18 protein-coding genes are annotated in these 22,734 nt (G+C 72.5%); 2 read left to right on the top strand and 16 right to left on the bottom strand.

The window, feature by feature from the left end; translation table 11 throughout:
* The 7 genes from AC1DV7_RS10290 to AC1DV7_RS10260 form a co-directional block, all read right to left on the bottom strand.
* On the bottom strand, window positions 1-606 hold a 606-nt coding region (locus tag AC1DV7_RS10290; RefSeq protein WP_477597023.1), incomplete at its 3' end, for an SRPBCC family protein.
* Window positions 607-610: 4 nt separating this feature from the next.
* A complete protein-coding gene (locus tag AC1DV7_RS10285) occupies window positions 611-1,465 on the bottom strand; it encodes an FAD binding domain-containing protein (RefSeq protein WP_477597022.1) in 855 nt (284 codons plus the stop codon).
* The gene (locus AC1DV7_RS10280; protein WP_477597021.1) at window positions 1,462-3,948 is read right to left on the bottom strand and encodes a xanthine dehydrogenase family protein molybdopterin-binding subunit; all 2,487 of its coding nucleotides are present in this window, start codon (window positions 3,946-3,948) and stop codon (window positions 1,462-1,464) included. The genes AC1DV7_RS10285 and AC1DV7_RS10280 overlap by 4 nt, the downstream gene beginning before the upstream one ends.
* Window positions 3,945-4,466 carry a (2Fe-2S)-binding protein gene (locus tag AC1DV7_RS10275; protein WP_477597020.1) on the bottom strand — a complete coding sequence of 174 codons (522 nt, stop codon included), beginning with the start codon at window positions 4,464-4,466 and terminating at the stop codon, window positions 3,945-3,947. The genes AC1DV7_RS10280 and AC1DV7_RS10275 overlap by 4 nt, the downstream gene beginning before the upstream one ends.
* Window positions 4,467-4,549: 83 nt before the next feature.
* A complete protein-coding gene (locus AC1DV7_RS10270; RefSeq protein WP_477597019.1) occupies window positions 4,550-5,749 on the bottom strand; it encodes an XdhC family protein in 1,200 nt (399 codons plus the stop codon).
* Entirely contained in the window at window positions 5,742-6,857 is a 1,116-nt protein-coding gene (locus tag AC1DV7_RS10265; protein WP_477597018.1) for a vWA domain-containing protein, read from the bottom strand. The genes AC1DV7_RS10270 and AC1DV7_RS10265 overlap by 8 nt, the downstream gene beginning before the upstream one ends.
* Window positions 6,854-7,744 carry an AAA family ATPase gene (locus tag AC1DV7_RS10260; RefSeq protein ID WP_477597017.1) on the bottom strand — a complete coding sequence of 297 codons (891 nt, stop codon included), beginning with the start codon at window positions 7,742-7,744 and terminating at the stop codon, window positions 6,854-6,856. The genes AC1DV7_RS10265 and AC1DV7_RS10260 overlap by 4 nt, the downstream gene beginning before the upstream one ends.
* Window positions 7,745-7,936: 192 nt before the next feature.
* Between AC1DV7_RS10260 and AC1DV7_RS10255 the strand changes: the two genes are divergently transcribed.
* Window positions 7,937-8,308 carry a hypothetical protein gene (locus AC1DV7_RS10255; RefSeq protein WP_477597016.1) on the top strand — a complete coding sequence of 124 codons (372 nt, stop codon included), beginning with the start codon at window positions 7,937-7,939 and terminating at the stop codon, window positions 8,306-8,308.
* Window positions 8,309-8,370: 62 nt separating this feature from the next.
* Here AC1DV7_RS10255 and AC1DV7_RS10250 read toward each other — a convergent pair whose 3' ends face one another.
* The 9 genes from AC1DV7_RS10250 to AC1DV7_RS10210 form a co-directional block, all read right to left on the bottom strand.
* The gene (locus AC1DV7_RS10250; protein WP_477597015.1) at window positions 8,371-8,955 is read right to left on the bottom strand and encodes a nucleotidyltransferase family protein; all 585 of its coding nucleotides are present in this window, start codon (window positions 8,953-8,955) and stop codon (window positions 8,371-8,373) included.
* 39 nt (window positions 8,956-8,994) lie between these two features.
* Window positions 8,995-9,255 (bottom strand): hypothetical protein, encoded by a 261-nt coding sequence (locus AC1DV7_RS10245; protein WP_477597014.1) that lies wholly within the window; start codon window positions 9,253-9,255, stop codon window positions 8,995-8,997.
* A gap of 78 nt (window positions 9,256-9,333) precedes the next feature.
* Window positions 9,334-14,856, bottom strand: a complete 5,523-nt coding sequence (locus tag AC1DV7_RS10240; protein ID WP_477597013.1) for an ATP-binding protein — start codon at window positions 14,854-14,856, stop codon at window positions 9,334-9,336.
* 128 nt (window positions 14,857-14,984) lie between these two features.
* Window positions 14,985-15,818 carry a class II fructose-bisphosphate aldolase gene (locus AC1DV7_RS10235; RefSeq protein ID WP_477597012.1) on the bottom strand — a complete coding sequence of 278 codons (834 nt, stop codon included), beginning with the start codon at window positions 15,816-15,818 and terminating at the stop codon, window positions 14,985-14,987.
* On the bottom strand, window positions 15,815-16,741 hold the full coding sequence (locus AC1DV7_RS10230) for a 1-phosphofructokinase family hexose kinase (protein WP_477597011.1): 927 nt from the start codon (window positions 16,739-16,741) through the stop codon (window positions 15,815-15,817). The genes AC1DV7_RS10235 and AC1DV7_RS10230 overlap by 4 nt, the downstream gene beginning before the upstream one ends.
* A complete protein-coding gene (locus AC1DV7_RS10225) occupies window positions 16,738-17,652 on the bottom strand; it encodes an ROK family protein (protein ID WP_477597010.1) in 915 nt (304 codons plus the stop codon). Before AC1DV7_RS10225 ends, AC1DV7_RS10230 begins: the two co-directional genes overlap by 4 nt.
* A 28-nt stretch (window positions 17,653-17,680) precedes the next feature.
* The gene (locus AC1DV7_RS10220) at window positions 17,681-19,009 is read right to left on the bottom strand and encodes a glycoside hydrolase family 130 protein (RefSeq protein WP_477597009.1); all 1,329 of its coding nucleotides are present in this window, start codon (window positions 19,007-19,009) and stop codon (window positions 17,681-17,683) included.
* 17 nt (window positions 19,010-19,026) lie between these two features.
* Window positions 19,027-20,085, bottom strand: coding sequence for a glycosyltransferase (locus tag AC1DV7_RS10215; protein ID WP_477597008.1), 1,059 nt, complete (start codon window positions 20,083-20,085; stop codon window positions 19,027-19,029).
* Window positions 20,082-21,257: a glycosyltransferase gene (locus AC1DV7_RS10210; protein ID WP_477597007.1), complete on the bottom strand. Its 1,176-nt coding sequence runs from the start codon at window positions 21,255-21,257 to the stop codon at window positions 20,082-20,084. Before AC1DV7_RS10210 ends, AC1DV7_RS10215 begins: the two co-directional genes overlap by 4 nt.
* 352 nt (window positions 21,258-21,609) lie before the next feature.
* Between AC1DV7_RS10210 and AC1DV7_RS10205 the strand changes: the two genes are divergently transcribed.
* Window positions 21,610-22,707: a glycosyltransferase family 4 protein gene (locus tag AC1DV7_RS10205; RefSeq protein WP_477597006.1), complete on the top strand. Its 1,098-nt coding sequence runs from the start codon at window positions 21,610-21,612 to the stop codon at window positions 22,705-22,707.
* Window positions 22,708-22,734 lie beyond the last annotated feature (27 nt).

Genomic DNA, 22,734 nt, shown 5'->3' with positions numbered 1-22,734 from the left:
GGGCTGAGGTGGAGGCACGGCGGTGGGAGCCGCAGCCTCGGGTGCGGCGCCGTCCTCGGGTGCGGCGGCGGCCAGGGGTGCGGCGGTGGGAGCCGCAGCCTCGGGTCCTGCGGCAGCCTCGGGTGAAGCGCCGGCCCCGGGTGCGGCAGCCGCAGCCCGGGCCGGCGACAGCTTGCCCTCGATGCACCCGACGAACTGCCCGAGCAGCTTGTCGGACACGTCCTGCATGACCCCGCGCCCGAACTGCGCCGGCTTGCCGGTCACGGCCAGGTCGGTCTGGACGTCGGCGCGGGTCGAGCCGTCGCCGGCGTCGGTCAGCTGGATGGTCACCGTGGCCCCGGCCGTGCCGTTGCCGCGCTTGTCCTTGCCCTTGGCCTCGATCACGGCGCGGTGCGCGCTGTCGTCACGTTCGACGAAGGCGCCCGTCCCGGCATACACCAGGGCGATCGGGCCCAGCTTGACCTTGACCGTCCCCGCGAAACCCTCGGCGCTCGCCTCGGTGACCGTGGCACCCGGGAAGCAGCCCCCGACCTCCTCGAGGTCCATGAAGGTGGCCCAGGTCGTCTCGACGTCCGCGGGGACGGTGAAGCTGTGGCTCAGCTCCACGGGCTCATGCTCCTGCGGCCGCGAGGACCGCACGACGGGTCAGCACCGTCGCGAGGTGCTTGCGGTAGTCGCTGTCACCGTTGAGGTCCGACGGCGGGTTGGTGCCGTCGGCCGCGGCGGCGCAGGCGACGCGCACCGCCTCGTCGGTCGCCGCCCTGCCGACCAGCGCCTGCTCCACGGAGGTGGCGCGCAGCGGTGTGGACCCCATGTTGGTCAGGCCGATCCGTGCCTCGGCGATGCTGCCGCCCTCGACCCGCACGGTTGCCGCCACCGCCACGATCGACCACTGGTGCGAGACCCGCACGAACTTCTCGTAGCGGTGGCCCCAACCGGTGTGCTTCGGGATGCGGATGGCGGTGAGGAGCTCGCCCTCGCCCACCGCCGTCTCGAACAGGTCGAGGAAGAAGTCGCCGGCCGCCACCGTGCGCTCGCCACCGGTGCCCGCGATCACGAACTCGGTGTCGAGCGCGAGAGCGGGCGCTCCGACGTCCCCGGCCGGGTCGGCGTGGACGAGCGCGCCGCCGACCGTGCCGCGGTGCCGGATCTGCGGGTCGGCCACCTCGGCGACCGCGTCGGCGAGCACGCCCGCGTGCTGGCGGACGAGGTCGCTCGCCAGCACGTCGGCATACGTGGTCATGGCGCCGATCACGAGGTGGTCGCCATCCTCGGACACGCCCTTGAGCTCCTCGATCCGGCCGAGGTCGACGACCTTGTCGGGGGCGTTGAGCCGCATCCGCAGGATGGGCAGCAGGCTCTGGCCGCCGGCCAGGACCTTGACGTCGTCGCCTGCCTCGGCCAGGGCAGCCAGGGCGTCGGCGACGGAGGTCGGCGCCACGTAGTCGAACGATGCGGGGATCACTGGTCTGCTCCGTCCGTCGCGGTGCCGGTATCGGGCGTGTCCTGGTTGGGGGCGCCTGCGTCGAAGTGCGGCTGCGCGTCACCGGTGGTGGCGTCGGCCTGGTTCGAGCCGGCCGACTGGATGGCCTTCCACACCCGCTCGGGCGTGCACGGCATCAGGATGTCGTTGATGCCCAAGGGACGCAGGGCGTCGACGACCGCGTTGACCACGGCAGGTGTGGAGGCGATCGCGCCGGCCTCGCCGACGCCCTTGGTGCCGAGGGTGTTGCTCGTCGACGGGGACGTGGTGTTCTCGGTGACGAAGCTGATGGTGTCGGCCGTGGTGGGCAGGGTGTAGTCGACGAACGAGCCGGTCACCAGGGTGCCCTGGTCGTCGAAGACGGCCTCCTCCCACAGGGCCTGCGCGATGCCCTGCACGATGCCGCCGTGGACCTGCCCCTCCACGATGAGCGGGTTGATGATCTGCCCGACGTCGTCGACGCAGACGTACTTGCGCATCGTGACCTGACCCGTCTCGGTGTCGACCTCCATGGCACACAGGTGGGTCCCGTGGGGGAAGGAGAAGTTGTCCGGGTCGAACGTCGCATCGGCATCGATGCCGGACTCGACGCCGTCCGGGAGGTTGTGCGAGGTGAACTGCGCCGTCGCGATCTCGGTGATGCCGATGCCGTTGTCGGTGCCGCGTACGGTGAACCGGCCCTGCGAGAACTCCAGGTCGTCGACGCTGGCCTCCAGCAGGTGCGCCGCGACGACCTTGGCCTTCTCGACGACCTTGTCGGCTGCTCGCACGACGGCCTCACCACCGACGACCAGCGACCGCGAGCCGTAGGTGTCGAGGCCGCGCGGGGAGATCTGCGTGTCGCCGTGGAGCACCTCGATGTCCTCGAACGGGACCCCCAGGCGGTCTGCGGCGATCTGGCTCCAGGCGGTCTCGTGGCCCTGGCCGTGGGGTGAGGTCCCCGTGATGACCTCGACCTTGCCGGTGGCGAGCATGCGGATCGAGGCGTGCTCCCACCCACCTGCGCCGTAGTTGAGGCTGCCCAGGACCCGCGACGGCGCCAGGCCGCACATCTCCGTGAACGTCGAGACCCCGATGCCGAGCTGGACCGGGTCCTTGCGGTCCCGGCGCTCCTGCTGCTCGCGGCGCAGACCGTCGTAGTCGAACAGCTCCTTGGCGCGCGCGGTGGCCGCCTCGTAGTTCCCCGAGTCGTAGGTCATGCCCGCGACCGACGTGAACGGGAACTCCTCGTGCTTGATCCAGTTCTTCTCACGGATCTCCAGCGGGTCGACCCCCACCTCGGCCGCCAGCTCGTCCATGACCCGCTCGATCGCATAGGTCGCCTCCGGACGACCGGCGCCGCGGTAGGCGTCCACCCAGGTGGTGTTGGTGAGGACGGTCTGGACCGTGAACCGGTAGGCGCGGAACTTGTAGATGGCGTTGAACATCCACGCACCGAGGACCGGGACGCCTCCCCCGACCAGGCCGACATAGGCGCCCAGGTTGGCGACGAGGTCGACCTTGAGTGCGGTGACCGTGCCGTCCTTGGTCGCGGCGAGGGTGATCGTCTGGTACTGGTCGCGGCCGTGGTGGCCGGACACGAGCGACTCCGACCGGGTCTCGGTGTACTTCACCGGCTTGCCGACGTGGCGGGCGGCCGCGAGGGTCGCGAACTCCTCGGCGGTGGTCTGGAGCTTGCCGCCGAACCCACCGCCGACGTCAGGGGCGATGACCCGCACCTTCGACTCCGGTATGCCGGTGGTGGCGGCGATGAGGAACCGCAGGATGTGGGGGACCTGGGTGGACGTCCACACCGTGATCTGCTCACCCGTGGGGTCGACGACGGTCGACCGGGGCTCCGTGAAGGCAGGGATGAGGCGCTGCTGGCGGATCTCGCGCTCGATGACGATGCCGTCGACCCGGGCCTTGGCGATCTCCTCGTCGACGTCACCCCCACTGCCCTGCTCGCCGGAGTCAAGCCGCCACAGGGCTGACTTGTTGGTGCCGAGGGCAGGGTGCGCCAGGACAGCGTCCTCGACCGCCTCCTTGGCGTCGAGGACGGCCGGCAGCTCGTCGTAGTCGACGTCGACGAGCTCGGCGGCGTCCCGCGCCTGCGCCGCGGTTCGCGCCACGACGATGGCGACGATCTCGCCGGCGCACGCCACGTGGTCGACGACGACGGGCAGGTGGGCCGGCGCCTTCTGTTCCGTGGTGATCGGCCACGCGTTGGCGACTGCGCCTTGGGTGTCCTTGATGTCCGCACCAGTGAGGACCGCGACGACCCCGGGTGCCTTGCGTGCCGCCGTCGTGTCGATGGCGGTGACCATCGCGTGGGCGAGGGGGCTGCGCACCATCGCGGCGTGCAGCATGCCTTGGAGCTGGATGTTGTCGGTCCAGCGGGTGCGCCCCGTGATGAGTCGCTGGTCCTCCTTGCGCAGGCGCCGGTTGCCGACCTCGGCCACCGGGCGGTCGTCGACGGCGGTCATACCGGCTCACCACCCAGCGTCGAACCGCTGGTCGTGCCAGCCGACGAACCCGTGGTCGCGCCGGCGCCGGCTGCCTGCTGCACTGCCTTGACGATGTTGTGGTAGCCCGTGCAGCGACACAGGTTGCCCTCGAGCCCGACCCGGATCTCGTCCTCAGTGGGGTTCGGGTTGTCGTTGAGCACGTCGATGGCCTGCATGATCATCCCGGGTGTGCAGTAGCCGCACTGCAGCGCGTGGCACTCGTGGAAGGCCTGCTGCATCGGGTGCAGCTCGCCGTCCCGCGCCAGCCCCTCGATGGTGGTCACCTCGTGCCCGTCGGCCTGCACCGCGAGCACGTTGCAGGACTTCACGCTGCGACCGTCGAGGTGCACGGTGCACGCGCCGCAGTTGCTCGTGTCGCACCCGACGACCGTTCCGGTCTTGCCCAGCTGCTCCCTCAGGTAGTGGACGAGGAGCGTCCTCGGCTCCACCTCGTCGGAGTAGTCGACGCCGTCGACCGTGACGCTGATGCGGGTCATTCGATCACCTCTCTGTGACGAAAACGCTGGCTGGGCGGCCCGGCTCTTCGGATACTCGTCGCTGGCCCGGGCGGTGGCAACTGTCAATCCGGATGGTTTCCGGTGGCCTCCTCGGGTCCCCTCGTCGCGGCCACCAGCGTCGGCGCGTGGTGGTGGATCGGGCCCTCCCGTCGGCCGAGGCGCTCGCCCCGGCCACCCCACTGGAGGGCGATGATCTCGGCCGCGATGCTCACGGCGGTCTCCTCGGGGGTGCGGGCGCCCAGGTCGAGGCCGACCGGGCTCGACAACCGCGACAGCTCGGCCTCGGTCAGCCCGGCCTCACGCAGCCTGGCCATCCGGTCGTCATGGGTGCGCCGCGAGCCCATCGCCCCCACGTAGCCCACCTCGGGCAGCCGCAGGGCGACCTCGAGGACCGGCACGTCGAACTTGGGGTCGTGCGTCAGCACGCAGATGACGGTGCGCGCGTCCACGCGCCCGGCATCGCGCTCGGCCTCGAGGTAGCGGTGCGGCCACGTGACCACGACCTCGTCGGCCGAGGGGAACCGGCTTGTGGTGGCGAAGACGGGACGGGCGTCGCACACGGTCACGTGGTAGCCGAGGAAGTGCCCTTGGTGTGCCACGGCAGCCGCGAAGTCGATCGCCCCGAACACCAGCATCCGCGGCTTCGGGGCGAAGGACGACACGAAGACCCGCATGCCCTCACCGCGGCGCTCCCCGTCGGGTCCGTAGGTCAGGGTCTCGGTGCGGCCGGAGGCGAGCATGCCGCGGGCGTCGTCGGTCACGGCGTCGTCCGCGCGGGACGAGCCGAGCGACCGCCGCTCGGCTGAGGCGGCCGGTCCGTCGGTCTCGGGGCGCACGACGAGCCGGCGGCCCACCCACTCGGGGTCCGGGTGCTCGATCACGGTGGCGACCGCGACGGGACGTCCGGCCTCGATGTCGTCCGCGACCTCCTCCAGCTCCGGGAACGTGTCGCGGCTGACCCGTTCGACGAACACGTCGAGGATGCCCCCGCAGGTGAGGCCCACGGCATACGCGTCGTCGTCGCTGACGCCATAGCGCTGCAGGACCGGCACGCCATCGGCGACCACGGCCTGGGCGAGCTCGTAGACGGCTCCCTCGACGCAGCCACCGCTGACCGAGCCCACTGCCTCACCACCGGGCCCCACGAGCATGGCCGCCCCGGCCGGTCGGGGCGCGGAGCGCCACGTGGCCACGACGGTGCCGATCCCGACGGTGGCACCGGCCCGCCACCAGCGGAGCAGCTCCGGGAGGACCTCACGCACGACCGACCACCTCCACGAGCTCCTGGAAGGCCGCCATCGAGTGACCGGCCACGAAGTCGTCAACGTGCGGGAGTGCCGCGACGATCCCCTGTTGCAGCGGCTGGTAGCCCGGCTTGCCCCGGTGCGGGTTGACCCACACGACACGGTGGGCGACCGCGCGCAGTCGGCGCATCTGCTCACCGAGGGCCTCGGGCTCGTCGCGCTCCCAGCCGTCGCTGAACAGGACGACCACTGCGCCGCGCGCCATGCCCCGACGACCCCAGCGGTCGAGGAACACCTTGACGCCCTCGGCAAGGCGGGTGCCGCCCGACCAGTCGGGCACGATCGCCCCGCACGCGATGATGGCGCGCTCGGGGTCGCGCTGGCGCAGCGGGCGCGTGACGTGGGTCAGCCGGGTGCCGAGGGTGAACACCTCGACCGGGAGCCCCGTGGCGGTGTAGGCGTGCGCCACCCGGAGCAGGGCATCGGCATAGGCGCTCATGGACCCCGAGACGTCGACGAGCAGCACCACGCGACGCGCGCGAGTTCCCCTGTGCCGGTAGGCGATCGGGCCGGGCTCGCCCATCCGACGAAGCTGCTCGCGGAGGGTCTTGCGCGCGTCGACCTCGCCGCGCCGGGCCGGTGCCCGACGGTGCGCTGGACGCCGGGGCGCCCGCGGCCGCAGCGTCGCGAACAGCGCCGCGAGGTGATCGCGCTCGGCACGGCTCAACGTGGCCACGTCACGGTGCCGCAGCACCTCGACGGCACTGGCCTCGGCGCGGACGTCGTCCTCCGGGGGTTGCCCGTCGTCACCGTCGCGGCGCCCGGTCTCGAGCGAGGCCTGCACCACGGTGCGAGTGGTCTCACGGCGTGCGCGCGAGGTCGCGCGCTCGAGACCGAACCACGCGGCATACACCTGGTCGTAGGGCTCGAGGTCGGCAGGCGACGCGCACAGCGTCGCCCGGCCTGCCCAGTAGGTGCCGGACTCGTCGCCCAGGCCGACCTGCGACACGGCGTCGAGGTAGGTGCGCTCGCGGTCGGCGGTGACGGCGACGCTGGCGGCCCGCAGCGCCCTGGCGAACCCCAGGAGGATCTCGTCCGCGGCGTGCTCGGGGGCGAGGGCGCTCACGTGGCCAGGATCCGGTCGAGGGCGGCGCGGACCCGGTCGGCGTCCTCGCGGTACTTCACCGCGACGCCCAGGCTCGCCGACGCCGTCTCGAAGTCGAGGTCCGAAGCACCCAGCTCCTGCAGCGCGCGCGCCCAGTCGAGCGTCTCGGCGACACCCGGGGGCTTGATGAGGCCCTCGTCGTGGCGCAGCCGCTGGATGGCCGAGACGACCTGTGCCGCAAGGGACGCGGACACATGCGGGGCGCGGCTGCGGACGATCTGGAGCTCGCGCTCGAGGCTGGGGTGGTCGATCCAGTGATAGAGGCAGCGCCGCTTGAGGGCGTCGTGCAGCTCACGGGTGCGGTTGGAGGTGAGCACGACGACCGGTGGGGTGGCGGCCGCGACCGTCCCGAGCTCGGGGATGGTCACCTGCCACGTCGAGAGCACCTCGAGCAGGAACGCCTCGAACTCGTCGTCGGCGCGGTCGATCTCGTCGACGAGGAGCACCACGGGCGACTCGCGCAGCGCCCGGAGCACCGGCCGGGCCAGCAGGAACCGCTGGTCGAACAGCTGGTCCTCGACCGCGGCGACGTCCTGCTCACCCGCGGCGACCGCCTCGATGGCACGCAGGTGCAGGATCTGGCGAGGGAAGTCCCAGTCGTACAGCGCCTGGGTCGCGTCGATGCCCTCGTAGCACTGGAGCCGGATCAACGGCAGGTCCAGAGCGGCCGCGATGCCCTCGGCCAGGGCCGTCTTGCCGGTGCCCGGCTCGCCCTCGAGCAGCAGCGGTCGCTCCAGCCGCAGTGCGAGCCAGGCAACCGTGGCGAGGGCGTCGTCGGCGAGGTAACCCGTGTCGGCAAGCCCCTGCGTCAGTGCCCCCGCGGACGCAAACGCCTCGCGTGGCTCCATGTCCACAGCATCACCTACGAGTGCGTACCGGGGGAAGGGGCAGGGGTTCCCCTCCAGCCCGGCGTGCGTGGGTGCGACGGATCTCAGGGGTGGCCGGCCCTCATCTGAGGGGGACATCCCGATGTGGCGCAGGGCGCGCTGCCGGGATCGTCGAGGTGTGAGCAGATCGCACACACGACGAAGGAGCAGACCATGAACACCACGCAGCACCGTTCCACCGACACCGAGGCCGTCCTCGGGAAGACCCACAGCTTCGGTTCACGAGCCGCACGACGCACCTCGCTCGCGACCATCGGCGCGGCGGCACTGGTCGGCCTGGCGATGGCCGGCCCCGCCAGCGCCCGCCCGGACGATGGCGAGAAGGCCCCGCAGCAGACCAGCGTCCAGAGCCAGCCGGCCAGCTCGGCCAAGGGGGCCCAACCGTCAGTGACCCGGGTCCTCAGGATCAACGAGCCTGGCCTGCAGGAGCTGCAGATCGGCCTCGGCGCCCTCGGCGGCATGGCCCTGGCCGGCGCGGCCGCCGGTGCGGTCAGCGTCCGTCGGCACCACCACCACGCGGTGTGACCGGGCGGCGCAGCTCCCGTAGCGCGGCTCCCCGCGGCGCGGCCGCGGCGTCCCCAGCCCTGTCAGGAAAGGTCGGCAGGGCTGTCGACGTCGCGGCCCGTCGCCAGGTCTGCGCACTCGACAACGACGTGCTCGTGGGCGGCGAGGTAGTCGCGGGCACCGCGGTCCCCCGACGCGACCTCGAGCACCCCCCGCCAGTGGTCGCGGCCCACGAGGACGGGATGACCGGGGACCCCTGCGTATGCCGCCCGCGCCAGGGCGGCGGGCCCGTCACCGGCGGCGTCGAGCACGCGCGCGACGACGTCGGTCCCCACGTCGGGGAGGTCGACCAGCAGGATGCAGGCCGCGTCGGTCTCCTGCGCGTCGCCGTGAAGCAGGGTCTCGATGCCGGAGCGCAGCGAGGCGCTCTGGCCGCTCTCCCAGTCGGGCGTCTCCACCACGACCTCGGCCCCTGCCGCTGTGGCCAGCGCACCGGCCCGGTCGGCCGCCGCACCGACGACCACGACGACCGGTGAACAGCCGGCGTCACGGAGCACGCGCACCCCGCGCTCGACGAACGAGCCGCCGTGCGCGTCGTCGAGCAGCGCCTTGGGGGTGCCCATCCGGCGCCCGCCGCCAGCAGCGAGGAGGAGCCCGGCGCAGTTCACCGGCCCACCCTCCCACGCCGGAGGGCCGGGCTCGCTGCGCTATGCCTCGCGGGGGTCCTCGACGTACCGGTGACCACCGGCCAGCCGGTCCGCGACGGTGTCCAACCAGCGCGGAGGCTGCTCGCCGATGCCTCGGGCGCCCAGGGCGTGGACCAGGCGGGCGCGCACCTCGCCCGGGCTGCTGCCCGCCGCGCCGAGGGCCACCTCGTCGATGGCCTCCTGGATCAGGTGCTGGGCGACGCGGTGGTGCTCGTACTGCTCGTCGCCCATCTCGGCCAGGTTGCGGTCGTGCTCACTCATCTCGTACCTCCGTCTCGTCGACGTGTGGTGGTGTCACCTCTCCCTTACCCACGACACCGGTCGCGGATGCGCCAACAGTCACCTGCTTCGCGCGAGTCCCGCCTCGACGGCCGCGATGATCCGCGGGCGGAGCTCCTCGGCGGAGATGACGGCGTCGACGGAGCCGACGCTCACCGCCCGGTGGATGCTGTGCACCCCGTCGAACTCCGAGGCGACCTCACCGAGCTTCTCGGCGCGCACGGAGGTGCGCAGCTCGGCGAGCTCGGTGGCGAGCGCTGCGCGTTCGGCATTGCTCGACTGGCCCAGCCGGTGCTCCACCTCGGTCACCCGCGGGTCGGCCGCCGTCCGTGCGTCGACGTCCCGCGAGAAGACCACCGCCGCGGCCGGTGCGCCGCCGATCACCGAGGCGAACGAGCCCTCGACGGCCAGGACGGTCATGTTCGGGTTGAGCGCCTTGGAGAACACGACGAAGGCGCCGCCGTGGTAGCGGCTGACGACGCAGAACACGATCGGACCGTCGAAGTTGACGATGGCCCGGCCGATCTCGGCGCCGTACTCGAGCTGGAGGCTGCGCATCGACTCGGGCGACCCGTCGAACCCGGACAGGTTGGCGAGCACGACCACGGGACGGTTGCCGCTCGCGGCGTTGATCGCCCGGGCTGCCTTCTTGGACGACCTCGGGAACAGCGTGCCGGCGGTGTAGGTGTCGGGGCCGTCGGTGGGCGGGAAGCCTCGCCGCGCCACCGTCTTGGACTCGATCCCGAGGAGGCACACCGGGATCCCGCCGAGGTGGGCGTCCTGCACGACGGCCGTCTCGGCGTCCGCCATGCCTGCCCAGCGCTCGAGCGTCTCGCGGTCCTGGTCGGCCACGGCGGCCATCAGGGTGCGGATGTCGAACGCCTTCTTGCGATCGGGGTTCGTGGCGCTGGAGAAGATGTCGCCGACCGTGGTGAACCCCGAGTCCGGCAGCTCGTGCGGGTATGCCGTGACGTCGCGGTCGACGGGGTCCGTGGACTCCGCGCGGCGCGGCCCGGCTTCGCCCGGGTGGACGTAGGTGTGCTCGTAGTGCGCCATCAGGACGTCGCGCGCCCCGGCGAGGTCAGGCGCCCAGTACTGCGCCTGGCCGTTGGGACCCATCACGCGGTCGTAGCCACCGATGCCGAAGTTGTCCTCGGCCGAGACGCCGCCGGAGAAGTCGAGCGACTGCTTGCCGGTGAGGACCATGGCACTGTCCGGGGTCATCACGAGGATCCCCTTGGTGTGCATGAGCATCGTGGCCTCGGCGTTCCAGTACGGCTGGGCCCCGACGTTGATGCCCGCGACCACGATGTTGATCTCGCCGCCGGCCTGGGTGAACTCGACGATCCGCTTGAGCGCCTTGGCGACCCAGTCCATGTTCTCGGTGCCGGAGTCCATCGAGATGCGGGCACCGGCCGACAGGGCGAACCACTCGACGGGCACCTCGAGCTGTTCGGCGAGGTCGAGGGCCGCGATGACGCGTGAGCACTCGGGCTCGGCGACGGCGCCGAGGGCCTTGAGCGGGTCGCCGCACAGCAGGACCCGGGTCATGCCCTCCGGATAGCGCTTGGTCGGGGTCGTGATGAGGCCCGCGATGATCCCGGCCTTGTTGAGCCCGTAGGGCCGGTCGACCGGGGCGAGGGCCCCGGTGTCGTCGAGGTCGTACTCGACCGCGGTGCCGCCGGGCCCGGCGATCATGGCCTGCAGCTCGTAGGGGTAGACGACACCGCGACGACGCGCTCGCACGACCTTCTGGGCGTAGTCGTCGAGGGGCTTGAGCAGCTCGGTCGGGGGCTCGCCCACCGAGGTCACGACACCCGAGCCGGGCTGGTAGTGGAACCGGGCTGCGAGGGGCGCGCTCGCGCCATCCGGGGTGGCGATCCGGCCCTGCACGAGGACCTCCTCGATCCCGGCTCCTGCGGTGAGCGGCGAGATCTTGGCCTTGAGTGCGGTGAGCTGGTCGAGGTCTGCCTCGATGGGTGGCCAGATGTGCACCCACACGTGGTTCATGTCGAGCTTGGCGCCGGCTGCCCCGCGTGCCGACCGCGCCCGGCGGATGGCTTCGAGGCAGTTGGCGATGGCCCGCTCGGCGTGCGGCAGGGCCGTCACGTGGCCCTGCTCGTCGCGGATGACGGCGAGCTGACGCACCTGCGCCAGGGCCACGAGCCGCTGGTCGGCCTCGTTGCCGGGCGCGGTGCACAGGTAGAGCAGGACGTCCTCGGGGGCCTCGAGGCGGGTGACCTCGAAGTCCCGCAGGCGCCACAGGTTGAGCCGGCGCCCGACCATCGGGTGCACGCCGCGGACGAGCTTGTCCTCGGCCATCGTGCCGTCCCCGGTGGGACGGAAGGTGAAGTAGCCGACCGGTCGGCCCTTGCCGGCACCCACGGCGACCGCGATGCGCCGGACCTGCTGTGAGAACGGCATCCGGGCGACGGCCTCGGCGAGCACGCGGGACGCCTCGTCGGCGGTGGCGGGCTCGTCGGGCCAGGAGAGATAGAGGTCGACGACGCCGTCGTGGCCGCTCGGCGCCTGCGCGAGCTGCGCGCTGACGGCCGTCGCCAGGGCCGAGTCGTCGGTGAGCTCGTCGACCCGCCCGACGCTGGTGACGAGGTGGGTCGGCCGGCCGTCGAGGGAGTAGTCGGCGACTGCGAACGGCCGCGAGTCCACTTGCAGCTCGTGCAGGTTGGCCAGGTCGTGCTCGCGGTAGTGGCGCTTGATGAGGACGGCGAGCATCGGCTCGCGCTCGGGCACGCCGCTCTCGAGCCGCTCCGCGAGGAACTGGACGATCTGCTCGGGGATCGCTGCGAGGGCGTCGATCCGGGCCGCCCGTTCGGGACCGTCGGGCATGGCCGCGAGCTCGGTGACCTCCTGGGCCACACCCCCGAGGACGGTGGCGCGGTCGGCGTCGACCAGCGGCTGGTCGAACCAGCGGAACCGCACGCTGCGCGCGAGGTCACCGATGACGGGGAAGCGCAGCTGGGTCGCGACGATGAGGCGGTCGAGCAGCTCGCGGGCCGCCGTGTCGAGCGGCGGCTCCGGGCACGGCTCGACGAGCCAGCGCTGCAGGAGCGAGGTCGCGAGGTGGACGTCGGGGGCCGAGCGCTGCTGGGCGAGGAACACCCGGAACACGGCCTCCTCGAGCTCGGGGGTGCGGTCGAGCGAGTCGAGCCCGTAGTGGCGCAGCACCTGTCCGAGCTTGTGGCGGAACTGCTCGGGCAGGGCCCCGCGCTCGACGTCGAGGCTCTGCAGGTAGGTGTGGAAGTGCTCGCGGGGGCTGTGCACGCGGTGCTCGACGTGCGCCTCCTCACCGGCCGGGCGGTTGCGGCTGAGCTCGGCGAAGTCCGCGAGCACGTCGAGCACGGCGATCTCGGCCGCGGTCTGCGACTGGCCCCGCGCCACGAGCTGGTCGCGGGCCTGCAGGTAGGTCGTGAGGGTCGCTCCCTCGTCGCGGGGGTCGACGTCGTAGCCGAGCAGCATGGCGCAGAGGTCGGCGCGGGAGCGCTCGGCCTTCTCGGCGGGACCGGCGTCGCCGGAGTCCTTCTCGGGCAGGTCGAGGTCGACGACCTCCTCCGGGACCGCCTCGACCGCGGCGTCGGGGTCGCCCAGCGGCTCGAGCCGGACCAGTGGCGCGCCGGTCTCGACCTGGCTGCCGGTGGAGACGAGGAGCTCCTTGACACGTGCGGCGAACGGCGACGGCAGCACCGTCTCCATCTTCATCGACTCCAGGACCAGCACGGGTGCGCCGGCGGCGACCTCGGCGCCCACGGCCGCCGGGGTCGCGACCACGAGGGCCGGTGCGGGCGAGCGCAGCACTCCGCCCTCGTCGCGGCTCACCCGGTGGGTCACGCCGTCGACCTCGACCAGCTGCACGGGCCCGTGCGTGGCGGTGATGAGGCGGTAGGTGCGGCCGGCCACCGCGAGCCGGCTGGTGTACTCGTCGAGCCGGTCGAGGTCGGCGTCGACGACCTGCTCCGTCGCGGGCCCCGCGACGAGGACGCGGAACCGGTGCGGCCCGATCCGCCAGACCGTGACCTTGTATGCCGTGCCGCGCAGCTTGAGGTCGATGGCGCGGCCGGTGCGGTGCTGCACCTGCGGGCGGCCACCGCGGGAGGTCTCGAGCAACCGGGTGCGCTCGACCTCCTCCTCGTCCTCGTAGGCCTCGATGCCGGCGGCCACCAGCGCCACGCCACTGTGCCGGTGCGACACCAGGCGACCCTCGCCCCGGACCCGGTCGATCCAGCCCGTGTCGGCGCTGCCGTCGATGACCTCGGGCTGGTCGAGCAGGTCGAGGATGAAGCTCTTGTTGGTCGCGCCGCCCTCGATGACGACGGTCGTCTCGCCCATCGCCCGCCGCAACCGGGCCAGCGCCTCGTCGCGGGTGGCCCCCACCGCGATGATCTTGGCGATCATCGAGTCGAAGTCGGCCGGGATCGAGTCGCCTTCCCCCACACCGGTGTCGACACGGATGCCGGGGCCGGCCGGCAGGTTGAGCAGGGCGATGCGCCCGGGCGACGGGGCGAAGTCGCGGTCGGGGTCCTCGGCGTTGAGACGCGCCTCGACGGCGTGCCCTTCCTCGGCCGGGCGCTCCCCCTCGAGGCGACCGCCGTTCGCCACGTGGATCTGCAGCTTGACCAGGTCGGTGTCGGTCGTGACCTCGGTGATCGGGTGCTCGACCTGCAGGCGGGTGTTCACCTCGAGGAACGCGAAGAACTTCTCGCCCGGGTGGTACAGGAACTCGACGGTGCCGGCACCGGCATACCCCACGGCGACGGCGAGCCGCTCGGCACTGGCCTTGACCTCGGCAACCTGATCCGGGGCGAGGACCGGCGACGCGGACTCCTCGATGACCTTCTGGTTGCGCCGCTGGATCGAGCAGTCACGGACGCCGATGGCCCAGGCGGTGCCCTGCCCGTCGGCGATGACCTGGACCTCGACGTGGCGGGCGCCGGTGACCAGCCGCTCGAGGAACACGACGCCCGAGCCGAACGCTCGCTGTGCCTCGTCTCGGGTGCGCTCGTAGGCGTCGGCGAGGTCGGCGTCCGAGGCCACCATGCGGATGCCGCGCCCCCCACCGCCGGCCGTGGCCTTGAGCATGAGGGGGTAGCCGATGCGCGCCGCGGCCGCGGTGGCGTCCTCGAGCGTGTCGACGCCGCCGCCGCTCCAGGGCGCGACGGGCACGCCCACCTCCTCGGCGATGAGCTTGGAGCCGATCTTGTCGCCGAGCTTGCGCATCGCCTCGGGACTGGGACCGATGAACGTCACACCGATGTTGGCGCAGACCTCGGCGAAGTTCGGGTCCTCGGCGACGAAGCCCCAGCCGACCCAGGCGGCGTCGGCACCCGTGGCGACGAGCGCCCGCTCGAGCACGGCGTAGTCGAGGTAGGGGCGGTTCGCCGCCGGGCCGAGGTTGTAGGCCACGTCGGCCTCGCGCACGAACATCGCGCGCTTCTCACCCTCGGTGTGCAGTGCGATGGTCTCGATCCGGTGCCCGTCGCGACCCGCTTGCGCGTTGAGGTCGCGCACGGCGTGGATGAGTCGCATGGCAGCCTCGCCACGGTTGACGATGGCGATGCGCGAGAACATCGGGGGCCTCCCAGGGGGCAGCGGACAGCGTGGTGCGGCCCCGGACTCGGGCCACGCCCTGAGCCTGCCACCGTTCGCGGGTGACTCGCGAGTAATGCGCGTCGCAGTAATGGGCGAGTCAGCCGGGGTCAGCCCGCGAGCAGCCGCAGGAGCCGCGCCGCCTCGGCCTGGACCGCCGAGCGCCCCGCGCCGAGGTAGCGGCGGGTGTCGACGACGGACGGGTTCGCCTCGAGGTGGTCGCGGACGGCCCGGGTGAACGCCGCGTTGAGGTGGGTGGCGATGTTGACCTTGGTCATGCCGGCGCGCACCGCGCTGACCAGGGTCTGGTCAGGGACACCCGACGAGCCGTGCAGGACGAGCGGGACGCTCACGAGGTCCCTGATGCGCGCGACCAGCTCGAGGTCGAGGGTCGCGGTGCGGCTGGTCATGGCGTGCGAGGACCCGACAGCGACGGCGAGCGCGTCGACCCCGGTCTCCGCGGCGAAGGCCGCGGCATCGCCGGGGTCGGTGCGGACGCCGGGGGCGTGGACGCCGTCCTTGCCCCCGATCTCGCCGAGCTCCGCCTCGACGGAGACGCCCGCGTCGTGGCATCGCCCGACGACCGCTCGCGTGGTCTCCCGGTTGGTGGCGTCGTCGAGCCTCGAGCCGTCGAACATCACCGACGTGAAACCCAGGGCGACGGCCTCGTCGACCAGCTCCTCGTCCTCGGCGTGGTCGAGGTGCAGGACGCAGGTGGCGAAGGAGGCGACCGCGACCGCCTTGGTCGCGAGCGCGATGGGCGCCAGGGCGCCGTGGTAGCGGACCGCGTTCTCGCTGATCTGCAGCACCACGGGCAGGCCCGTCTCCTCCGCCGCGGCGACGAGGGCCTCGGCGTGCTCGACCTGGATGACGTTGAACGCACCGACGCCACGGCCCTCGCGCCGGGCTGCCGCGAGGACCTCGCCGAGGGTGACCAGACTCATTGCACGTCCTCCGTGTGGACCTGGGTCTCCAGCCGGGAGACGTCGTGGGGGTCGAGGGTGCCGGCCACCGGCGCGAGCACCGCAGCAGCCGACCAGGCGACCGCGTCGAGCAGGACCTGCCGCCTCGGCCGGCCTTCTGACAGCCCTGCGGCAAGGGCGGCGACGAGGGCGTCCCCGGCGCCGGTGGGGTTGCCCACCAGCTCCGTCGCGAGGCGACCTCGGACGATGGTGCCGTCCACGGCATACCAGCTGAGGCCGTCGGGACCGGCCGAGACGACCACGTCGCGGGCGCCGAGCCCGCGCAGTGCCCGCACGGCGGCGGCCTCGTCCGCGAGCCCGGTGGTGGCCTCGAGCTCGTCACGGTTGGGTTTGATGAGGTCTGGACCTGCGCCGAGCGCCGCCCGCAGGGCTGGTCCCTCGGTGTCGAGGACGACGGTGGCACCCGCCACGTGTCCGGCCCGGACCAGGCCGGCCCAGCCATCGACCGGGACCCCCGGTGGCAGGCTGCCTGCGAGCACCAGAACAGTGGCACGGGTCCTGTCGAGGACGCGGGCCACGTGGGCCACGAGGGCATGCCACGACTCGGACGTCTGCTCGGGGCCGGGTTCGTTGAGCACGGTCGCCCCACCGTCGTCGCGCGCGACGACCGTGACGGTCCGGCGGGCCTCACCCTCCCCTGCGGCGAAGGCGTGCTCCACCCCGCGGGCGTCGAGGTCAGCCCGGACAAGGTCACCCGTGGCGCCGCCCGCCCACCCGGTGGCCAGCACGGGGTGGCCCATCAGGGTCAGCACCCCTGCGACGTTGACCCCCTTGCCGCCGGCTCGACCCGTCACGAGGCGGACCCGGTGGCTGGCGTGCGGCGTGAAGGAGTCGACCTCGTAGGTCACGTCGAGGGCCGCGTTCGGCGTCACGGTGACGATCACAGCGCATCCCAGGCGAGGCAGGCGGCACCGAGGGACCCGGCGCGGTCGCCGAGAGCGGCGCGCTGCACGTCGGGCATCCGCTGGAAGGTCAGCCGCTCCGCAAGGTCCTGCCGCAGTGGTGCGAGCAGCAGCTCACCGCTCTCGGCGAGGCCTCCGCCGACCAGGACGAGCTCGACGCCGGTCAGGGTGACCACGGTCGCCAGGGCACGGCCGAGGGCGGACACGACACCCGACCACGACGCCGAGGCCATCGGCTCGCCCGCGGCGGCACGCTCGGCCACGACCTCTGCAGGCACCCTCGTGCCCGACGCCGCCTCGTAGGACCGTTCGAGCGCGCTCGCGGACGCGAGCACCTCCAGGCAGCCCTGCTGCCCGCACGGGCAGGCAGGCCCGGCGGGGTCGACGACGACGTGTCCGAGCTCGCCGGCGAACCCGTCCCCGACCACCACGGTCCCGTCGAGCAGGAGCGCCCCGGCGATGCCCGTGCCGAGCGGCATGAACAGGACGTGGGAGTGGCCCACTCCGGCACCAAGGCGGGTCTCGGCGACCAGGCCGGCCCGGACGTCGTGGCCGACGACGACCGGCACGTCGAGCCGGGCGCGCACCCGGTCGCGGATGGGCAGGTCCCGCCAGCCGAGGTTGACCGACCGGATCCCGACGCCCCTGGCCTCGTCGACCAGGCCGGGGACCACGACCCCGCACCCGACGAGTCGCACGGGGCGGTCAGCGGGGACCGCGGCCAGGAGCTCGCCGACACCCGCGGCGACGACGGCCCCGATGTCCTCGCCGATGTCGCGTGGCGTCACGACTGTCGTCCTCGCCAGGACGGCGAACGAGCGGTCGACGAGTGAGGACTTGATCCGGGTGCCGCCGATGTCGACGGCGGCGACGACCTCCGTGGTGTCGGGCACGAGGAGATTCAACCATCGGTGGCAGGACCTACCCGGGAGGGGGCGTCAACAGGTCCAGGAGCGGTTGCAGCTCGACGAACGCGAAGCGCACGAAGGAGTCGCTGCAGCCGTAGGGCACGACAAGTCGGTCGCCGTGCAGGAGCGCCCCGCACGAGTACACGACGTTCGGCACGTACCCGTCGCGCTCGTCCACGGCCGGGGTGAGGAAGGGCTCGTCCAGCACGCCGACGACGACGGTCGGGTCATCGAGGTCGAGCAGGAGGGCCCCGATCCCATAGGTGCGCATCGGCCCGACCCCGTGGGTCAGCACCAGCCAGCCGGACGGCGTCTCGAGGGGAGCTCCGCACTGACCCAGCTGGATGAGCTCCCACGGACGTTCCGGCCGGGCGAGGGTGACGGGCTCCAGCCACGTGACCGCGTCGTCGGAGCTCGTGACCCCCAGCGACTCGCGGTCCCACCGGGTCAGCGCGAGGTGGCGTCCGTCGACCTTGCGGGGGAACAGCGCCATGCCCTTGTCGCGGGCCGCGGGCCCGCGCTGCGGCCGGCTGCGGAAGGTCACCCAGTCGGTCGTGCTCAGCAACCTGGGCGCGACGTTCGCCCCGTCGTATGCCGTGTAGGTCGCGTGGTACGTCACTGCCCCTTCGTCGGTGAAGGCGACGAACCTGGCGTCCTCCACCCCGTGGCTCTCCGCGGCCACCGTGGGAAAGACCACCCGGGCGGACAGCGGGCGCTGCGGGTCGAAGCACAGCGTGTAGGCCGCGTCGCCGCTCTCCGCGCGGTCGTGCGCGTCCTCGGGGGGATCCGCGCGCCGGTCGCTGGACATCTCGGTCGGGGTGATCCGGCCGGTCGTGGGATGGGGCGCAGGGGCGTCCACCCGCACCTCACCCGCCGCCCCGAGCACCCCGGTGCGGAACTCGATGCTCGAGATGTGCCCCTCGCCGACGGCCCTCAGGCTCATGACGAAGCGCAGCTCGCCGTTGGCGAGACCCTCCTGGTCGGGGTGCGGCACGAGGGACGGGTTGAACAGCGCGGCTCCCTCCAGGGCGTACTCCTGGGTGAAATACGCGCCGACGAGGTCCTGCCGGTCGGCGCTGAGCTCGTCCGCGTCGGGTATGTGGTGCGCCACCAGTGCGTAGTGCTCCCGGAACGTTCGCGTGAGGTCGTGGTGTCGGTCGGCGAAGCGAGCCAGGGCGTCCGAGAGGACTGCCCGGGTCTGCGCGTCGTCCATCGCCAGCACCCGCGCGATCACCGCGTCAGCCCGGGACCTGCCGTCGCCCAGCAGCTCCTGCCCCGGGAGGAAGAGCCGCACGAGCACCCGACCGGGATCGGGCCGCAGGGTCAGCGAGGTGCGGTGCACCCAAGCGGGGTCGCAGGTCACGGGCCGGTGGCACCGATCCGCTGGGCCTGCTGGAACGTCGAGATCATGGCGATCGTCGACTCGGCCCCCTGGTTCTCGTTGCGCCCGAACTCGTGGAGGCCGTCGCACCCACCGCCGCTCGCCCGGTCGTGAAGCGGGGTCGCCGCGTCGTTGGCACCCTCGAACCAGTCGGCGCACAGCTGGACGGCGTCCTGCCAGCGTGGGTCTGCCGTGACCTCGAACGCCCGGGCGCAGGCGTCAGCGAGAGCGGCCACCTCGATCGGCTGCTGGTCGAACCCCGGGCGGGGGTCGCCGAGGGCCCAGCCTCGCGATGGCACCGGGGAGAGGTGCCCGTCCCGCGTCTCCGTCTCGAGCAGCCAGGCGAGCATGCCCAGTCCCTCGGTCAACCACTTCCACGTCCCCAGCAGCGAGCCCGCCGCGATCAGGACCTCGGCGAGGGCTGCGTTCGCGTACCGCAGCCGCGGCTCCGGCCACCGCCAACCGGGCACCACCGGCGCGGTGATCCCGAAGGGCGTCGAGGTGGCGATCAGGCGGGCGGCGTCCCCCAGCAGGGTCCGGGCCGGCACGTGGAGCGGGCTCACCGTGAGTACCTCGGCGGCGCCCAGACCCGCGAAGGCCATGGACCGGCTCCAGGGAGACCGCAGCTCCGCGCCCCGCGTAAAGGCACCGAGTGCCCTCCAGTCGGCGAGTCCGGGAGCCCGGGCCACCGCGGTACCGAGGCCCCACAGGGCCCGCCCCCAGCAGTCCTCGGTGGTGGGCTCATCGGTCCACGAGCCGTCGACCGAGCGACGGTTGCGGAAATCTCCCCCAGCCCCCTGGGAGTCGAGGACGAACTGCAGGTAGGTCTCGGCCAGTCCTGTCACGGCTGCCGACTGCTCGGGCTGGCGGGCGGCCACGACGAGGCCTCGGGCGACGTCATCCACGCAGTAGCCGTGGTCACGGCGTGGTCGAGTGAGCTCGGCGTGCTCGAACAGGCCGACGCGGTCGGTCAGGTGGAACAGGTGTTGGAACGAGACGGGGACGCTGGTCTGCGGACGCTCGAGCGCGATGCTCATGATGTCGCCGCCGCGAGCTGCGTCGAGGCGAGGGCCCCGGCTGCGAGGTCCCGGTACTGCTGCGCCACCGCGGGCCACAGCATCTGCGGGGCGATGCGACGGGCCTCCGCCGTCATCGAGGCTGCCAGCGCGGGCTCGGTGAGGACTCGACGCACCCCGTGGGCGATGCCCGTGGGGTCCTTGCGGTTCACGAGGAGGCCTGCGCCGCCGCCGAGGGCCTCGACCGCGTGCGGGAACCCGGTGGACACCACCGGCTTGCCCGCCGTCACTGCCTCGGCGAGGACACCCGAGGTCACCTGCTCCTTCGAGTCGTACGGCAGCAGCACGACATCGGCATCGGCCACGACTCGTCGCAGGGACTCCGCGTCGAGGTAGCGAGCGTCGAACTCGACCAGGTCAGTCACCCCGCACCGGCGGGCCCGGTCGACCAGGCGGTCGCGGTACCGCTCACCGTCGCGCGCGAGGACCTTGGGGTGGGTCTGCCCGACCACGCGGTACACCGGGGAGAGGTCGCGGAGCTGGGCCATGGCCTCGACCGCCCACTCGATCCCCTTGCCCTCGCCGAGCAGTCCCCAGGTGAGGACCACGGGCCGACGCTCCTGCACGTTCGCGGTCGGCGCAGCCCAGGACTCCTGGCCTGCCGCTGCCTGCGGCCGACCCGTCAGGTGGCTGCCGGCATGGGCCCCGTGCGGGATGACGCGGATCTTGTCGAGGTCGATGCCGTAGTGCGCCCCGAGCCGATCGCGGGCAGCCCGCGTCATCGTGACCACGACGGCGCTCCGCGCAACCAGCTCGCGGACGATGAGGCGCTGGCGGTTGCTCGGCTCGACGAGGACGGTGTGGACGACCAGGACCATCGGGACCCGCAGGGCGTCCGCGACATCGAGCACGTCGAGGCCGTCGCGGCCGCCGAAGATGCCGTACTCGTGCTGGAGGATCGCGACGTCGAACTGGTTCAGGGCATCAGCCGCGAACTCGCCTCCCCTGGCACTGCCGCGGACCCACTGGTGCACCACGTGGGCGGGGCGCGGCTCGTCGGCCGAGTCGACCAGCTGGACCACCCCGACGCTGTCCTGCTCGTCGCGCAGGGAGTCGACCAGCGAGCGGCTGAAGGTGGCCAGCCCGCACTGGGTCGGGGGGTAGGTGCTGAGGACGCCGTAGGACACGGACATGGTGCGATGCCTTCCTGTCGACCCCGCGTCGACAGCCGGCGCGAAGCACAGCCACCCGAGGGGCTGGGACTGCACGCACGGTGCGTTGGGGGCCTGCGCGGAGTGGACACACGCACGCTTGTCGCGGCAGGCGATCGCCGTGATGCGCCCCGTCTCCATGCGAGGCGTCGAGGTACTCACCGTAACACCGCACGGCGTGCCCCTGCGCCGGTCGACCGCTGGCTGGATCGGCCCGGACCGGAAGCCGCGCGGCTAGGGTGGGCCACCTGACGCCTCGTCCGCCAGCTGCGAGAACCGCGGCCACCGCACCGGCACCTGCCGCGCCAGTCGCCGCGAGCCCGCTGGAGGACCCATGAGGATCGGCGTCATCGCCTCGATCGCCCACCGTCTGCCACCGACCGGCTACGGCCCGTGGGAGCAGATCGCCTCCACCCTGGCCGAGGGCTTCGTCGCGCACGGCCACGAAGTGACCCTCTTCGCGACGGCCGACTCGGCGACCGCCGCGCGGCTCCACCCCACCGCGCCGCACGGCTACGAGGAGGCGCCGGGGCTCGACGCCAAGGCGTGGGAGGGACTGCACAACGCCTCCGCCTTCGAGCGTGCCGCCGACTTCGACGTGCTCGCCAACCACTTCGACTTCATGCCCCTCACGTACAGCAGGCTCGTGCAGACACCGGTCGTCACCACGATCCACGGGCTGTCCTCACCACGGATCGTCCCGGTCTACCGCGCCTACGACGACATCGCGCACTACGTGGCGATCAGCGAGGCGGACCGGCACCCCGACCTGACCTACGCGGCCACCATCCACCACGGCATCGACACCAGCGCGTTCACGTTCGCACCCGATCCGGGTGACTACCTGCTCTTCCTCGGCAGGATCCACCCCGACAAGGGCACGCACCGCGCCATCGAGGTCGCTCGGGCCGCTGGGATCCCACTCCGGATGGCGGGGATCGTCCAGGACGAGGAGTACTTCGCCACCGCCGTCCTGCCCCACGTCGACGGAGACCGGGTCACCTACCTGGGTCCGGTCGGTCCGGCAGAGCGCGACTCCCTCCTCGGTGGCGCACTCGCCCTCCTGCACCTGATCGAGTTCGCCGAGCCGTTCGGCCTCTCGGTCGTCGAGGCACTCGCCACGGGGACCCCCGTCATCGCCAGGCCCCTCGGCTCGATGCCCGAGCTGCTGACCGACGGCACGACGGGGTTCCTCGTCGCGGACACGACCGAGGCCGTGGCCGCTGTCGCCGGGGTCGCTGGACTCGACCGGGCTGCCTGTCGTGCGGAGGCGGTTCGGCGCTTCGACTCGAGCCGGATGGTGCGCGACTACCTCGACCTCTTCGAGCGCGTCGTCCACGGCGACCTGTCCTCGGGTCTGCCCACCCTGGCCTCGAACACCCAACTACGGCAAACGGTGGATCTCGCGACCAATGTGCCGCCAATACCGTGAGCATGGCCCAACCGCAGCCTTCGTGAG

The organism is Pedococcus sp. P2_E4, from assembly GCF_056403935.1.
Note: the sequence above shows the minus strand (reverse complement) of the source record. Positions and strands in the feature narration are given on the sequence as shown.

Bases quoted from the DNA above. Each gene is read 5' to 3' on its own strand.
- AC1DV7_RS10235 (WP_477597012.1), bottom strand. From the start codon at position 15,818: ATGAGTCTGGTCACCCTCGGCGAGGTCCTCGCGGCAGCCCGGCGCGAG.
- AC1DV7_RS10275 (WP_477597020.1), bottom strand. From the start codon at position 4,466: ATGACCCGCATCAGCGTCACGGTCGACGGCGTCGACTACTCCGACGAG.
- AC1DV7_RS10255 (WP_477597016.1), top strand. From the start codon at position 7,937: ATGAACACCACGCAGCACCGTTCCACCGACACCGAGGCCGTCCTCGGG.
- AC1DV7_RS10215 (WP_477597008.1), bottom strand. From the start codon at position 20,085: ATGAGCATCGCGCTCGAGCGTCCGCAGACCAGCGTCCCCGTCTCGTTC.
- AC1DV7_RS10205 (WP_477597006.1), top strand. From the start codon at position 21,610: ATGAGGATCGGCGTCATCGCCTCGATCGCCCACCGTCTGCCACCGACC.
- AC1DV7_RS10240 (WP_477597013.1), bottom strand. From the start codon at position 14,856: ATGTTCTCGCGCATCGCCATCGTCAACCGTGGCGAGGCTGCCATGCGA.
- AC1DV7_RS10210 (WP_477597007.1), bottom strand. From the start codon at position 21,257: ATGTCCGTGTCCTACGGCGTCCTCAGCACCTACCCCCCGACCCAGTGC.
- AC1DV7_RS10280 (WP_477597021.1), bottom strand. From the start codon at position 3,948: ATGACCGCCGTCGACGACCGCCCGGTGGCCGAGGTCGGCAACCGGCGC.
- AC1DV7_RS10260 (WP_477597017.1), bottom strand. From the start codon at position 7,744: ATGGAGCCACGCGAGGCGTTTGCGTCCGCGGGGGCACTGACGCAGGGG.
- AC1DV7_RS10245 (WP_477597014.1), bottom strand. From the start codon at position 9,255: ATGAGTGAGCACGACCGCAACCTGGCCGAGATGGGCGACGAGCAGTAC.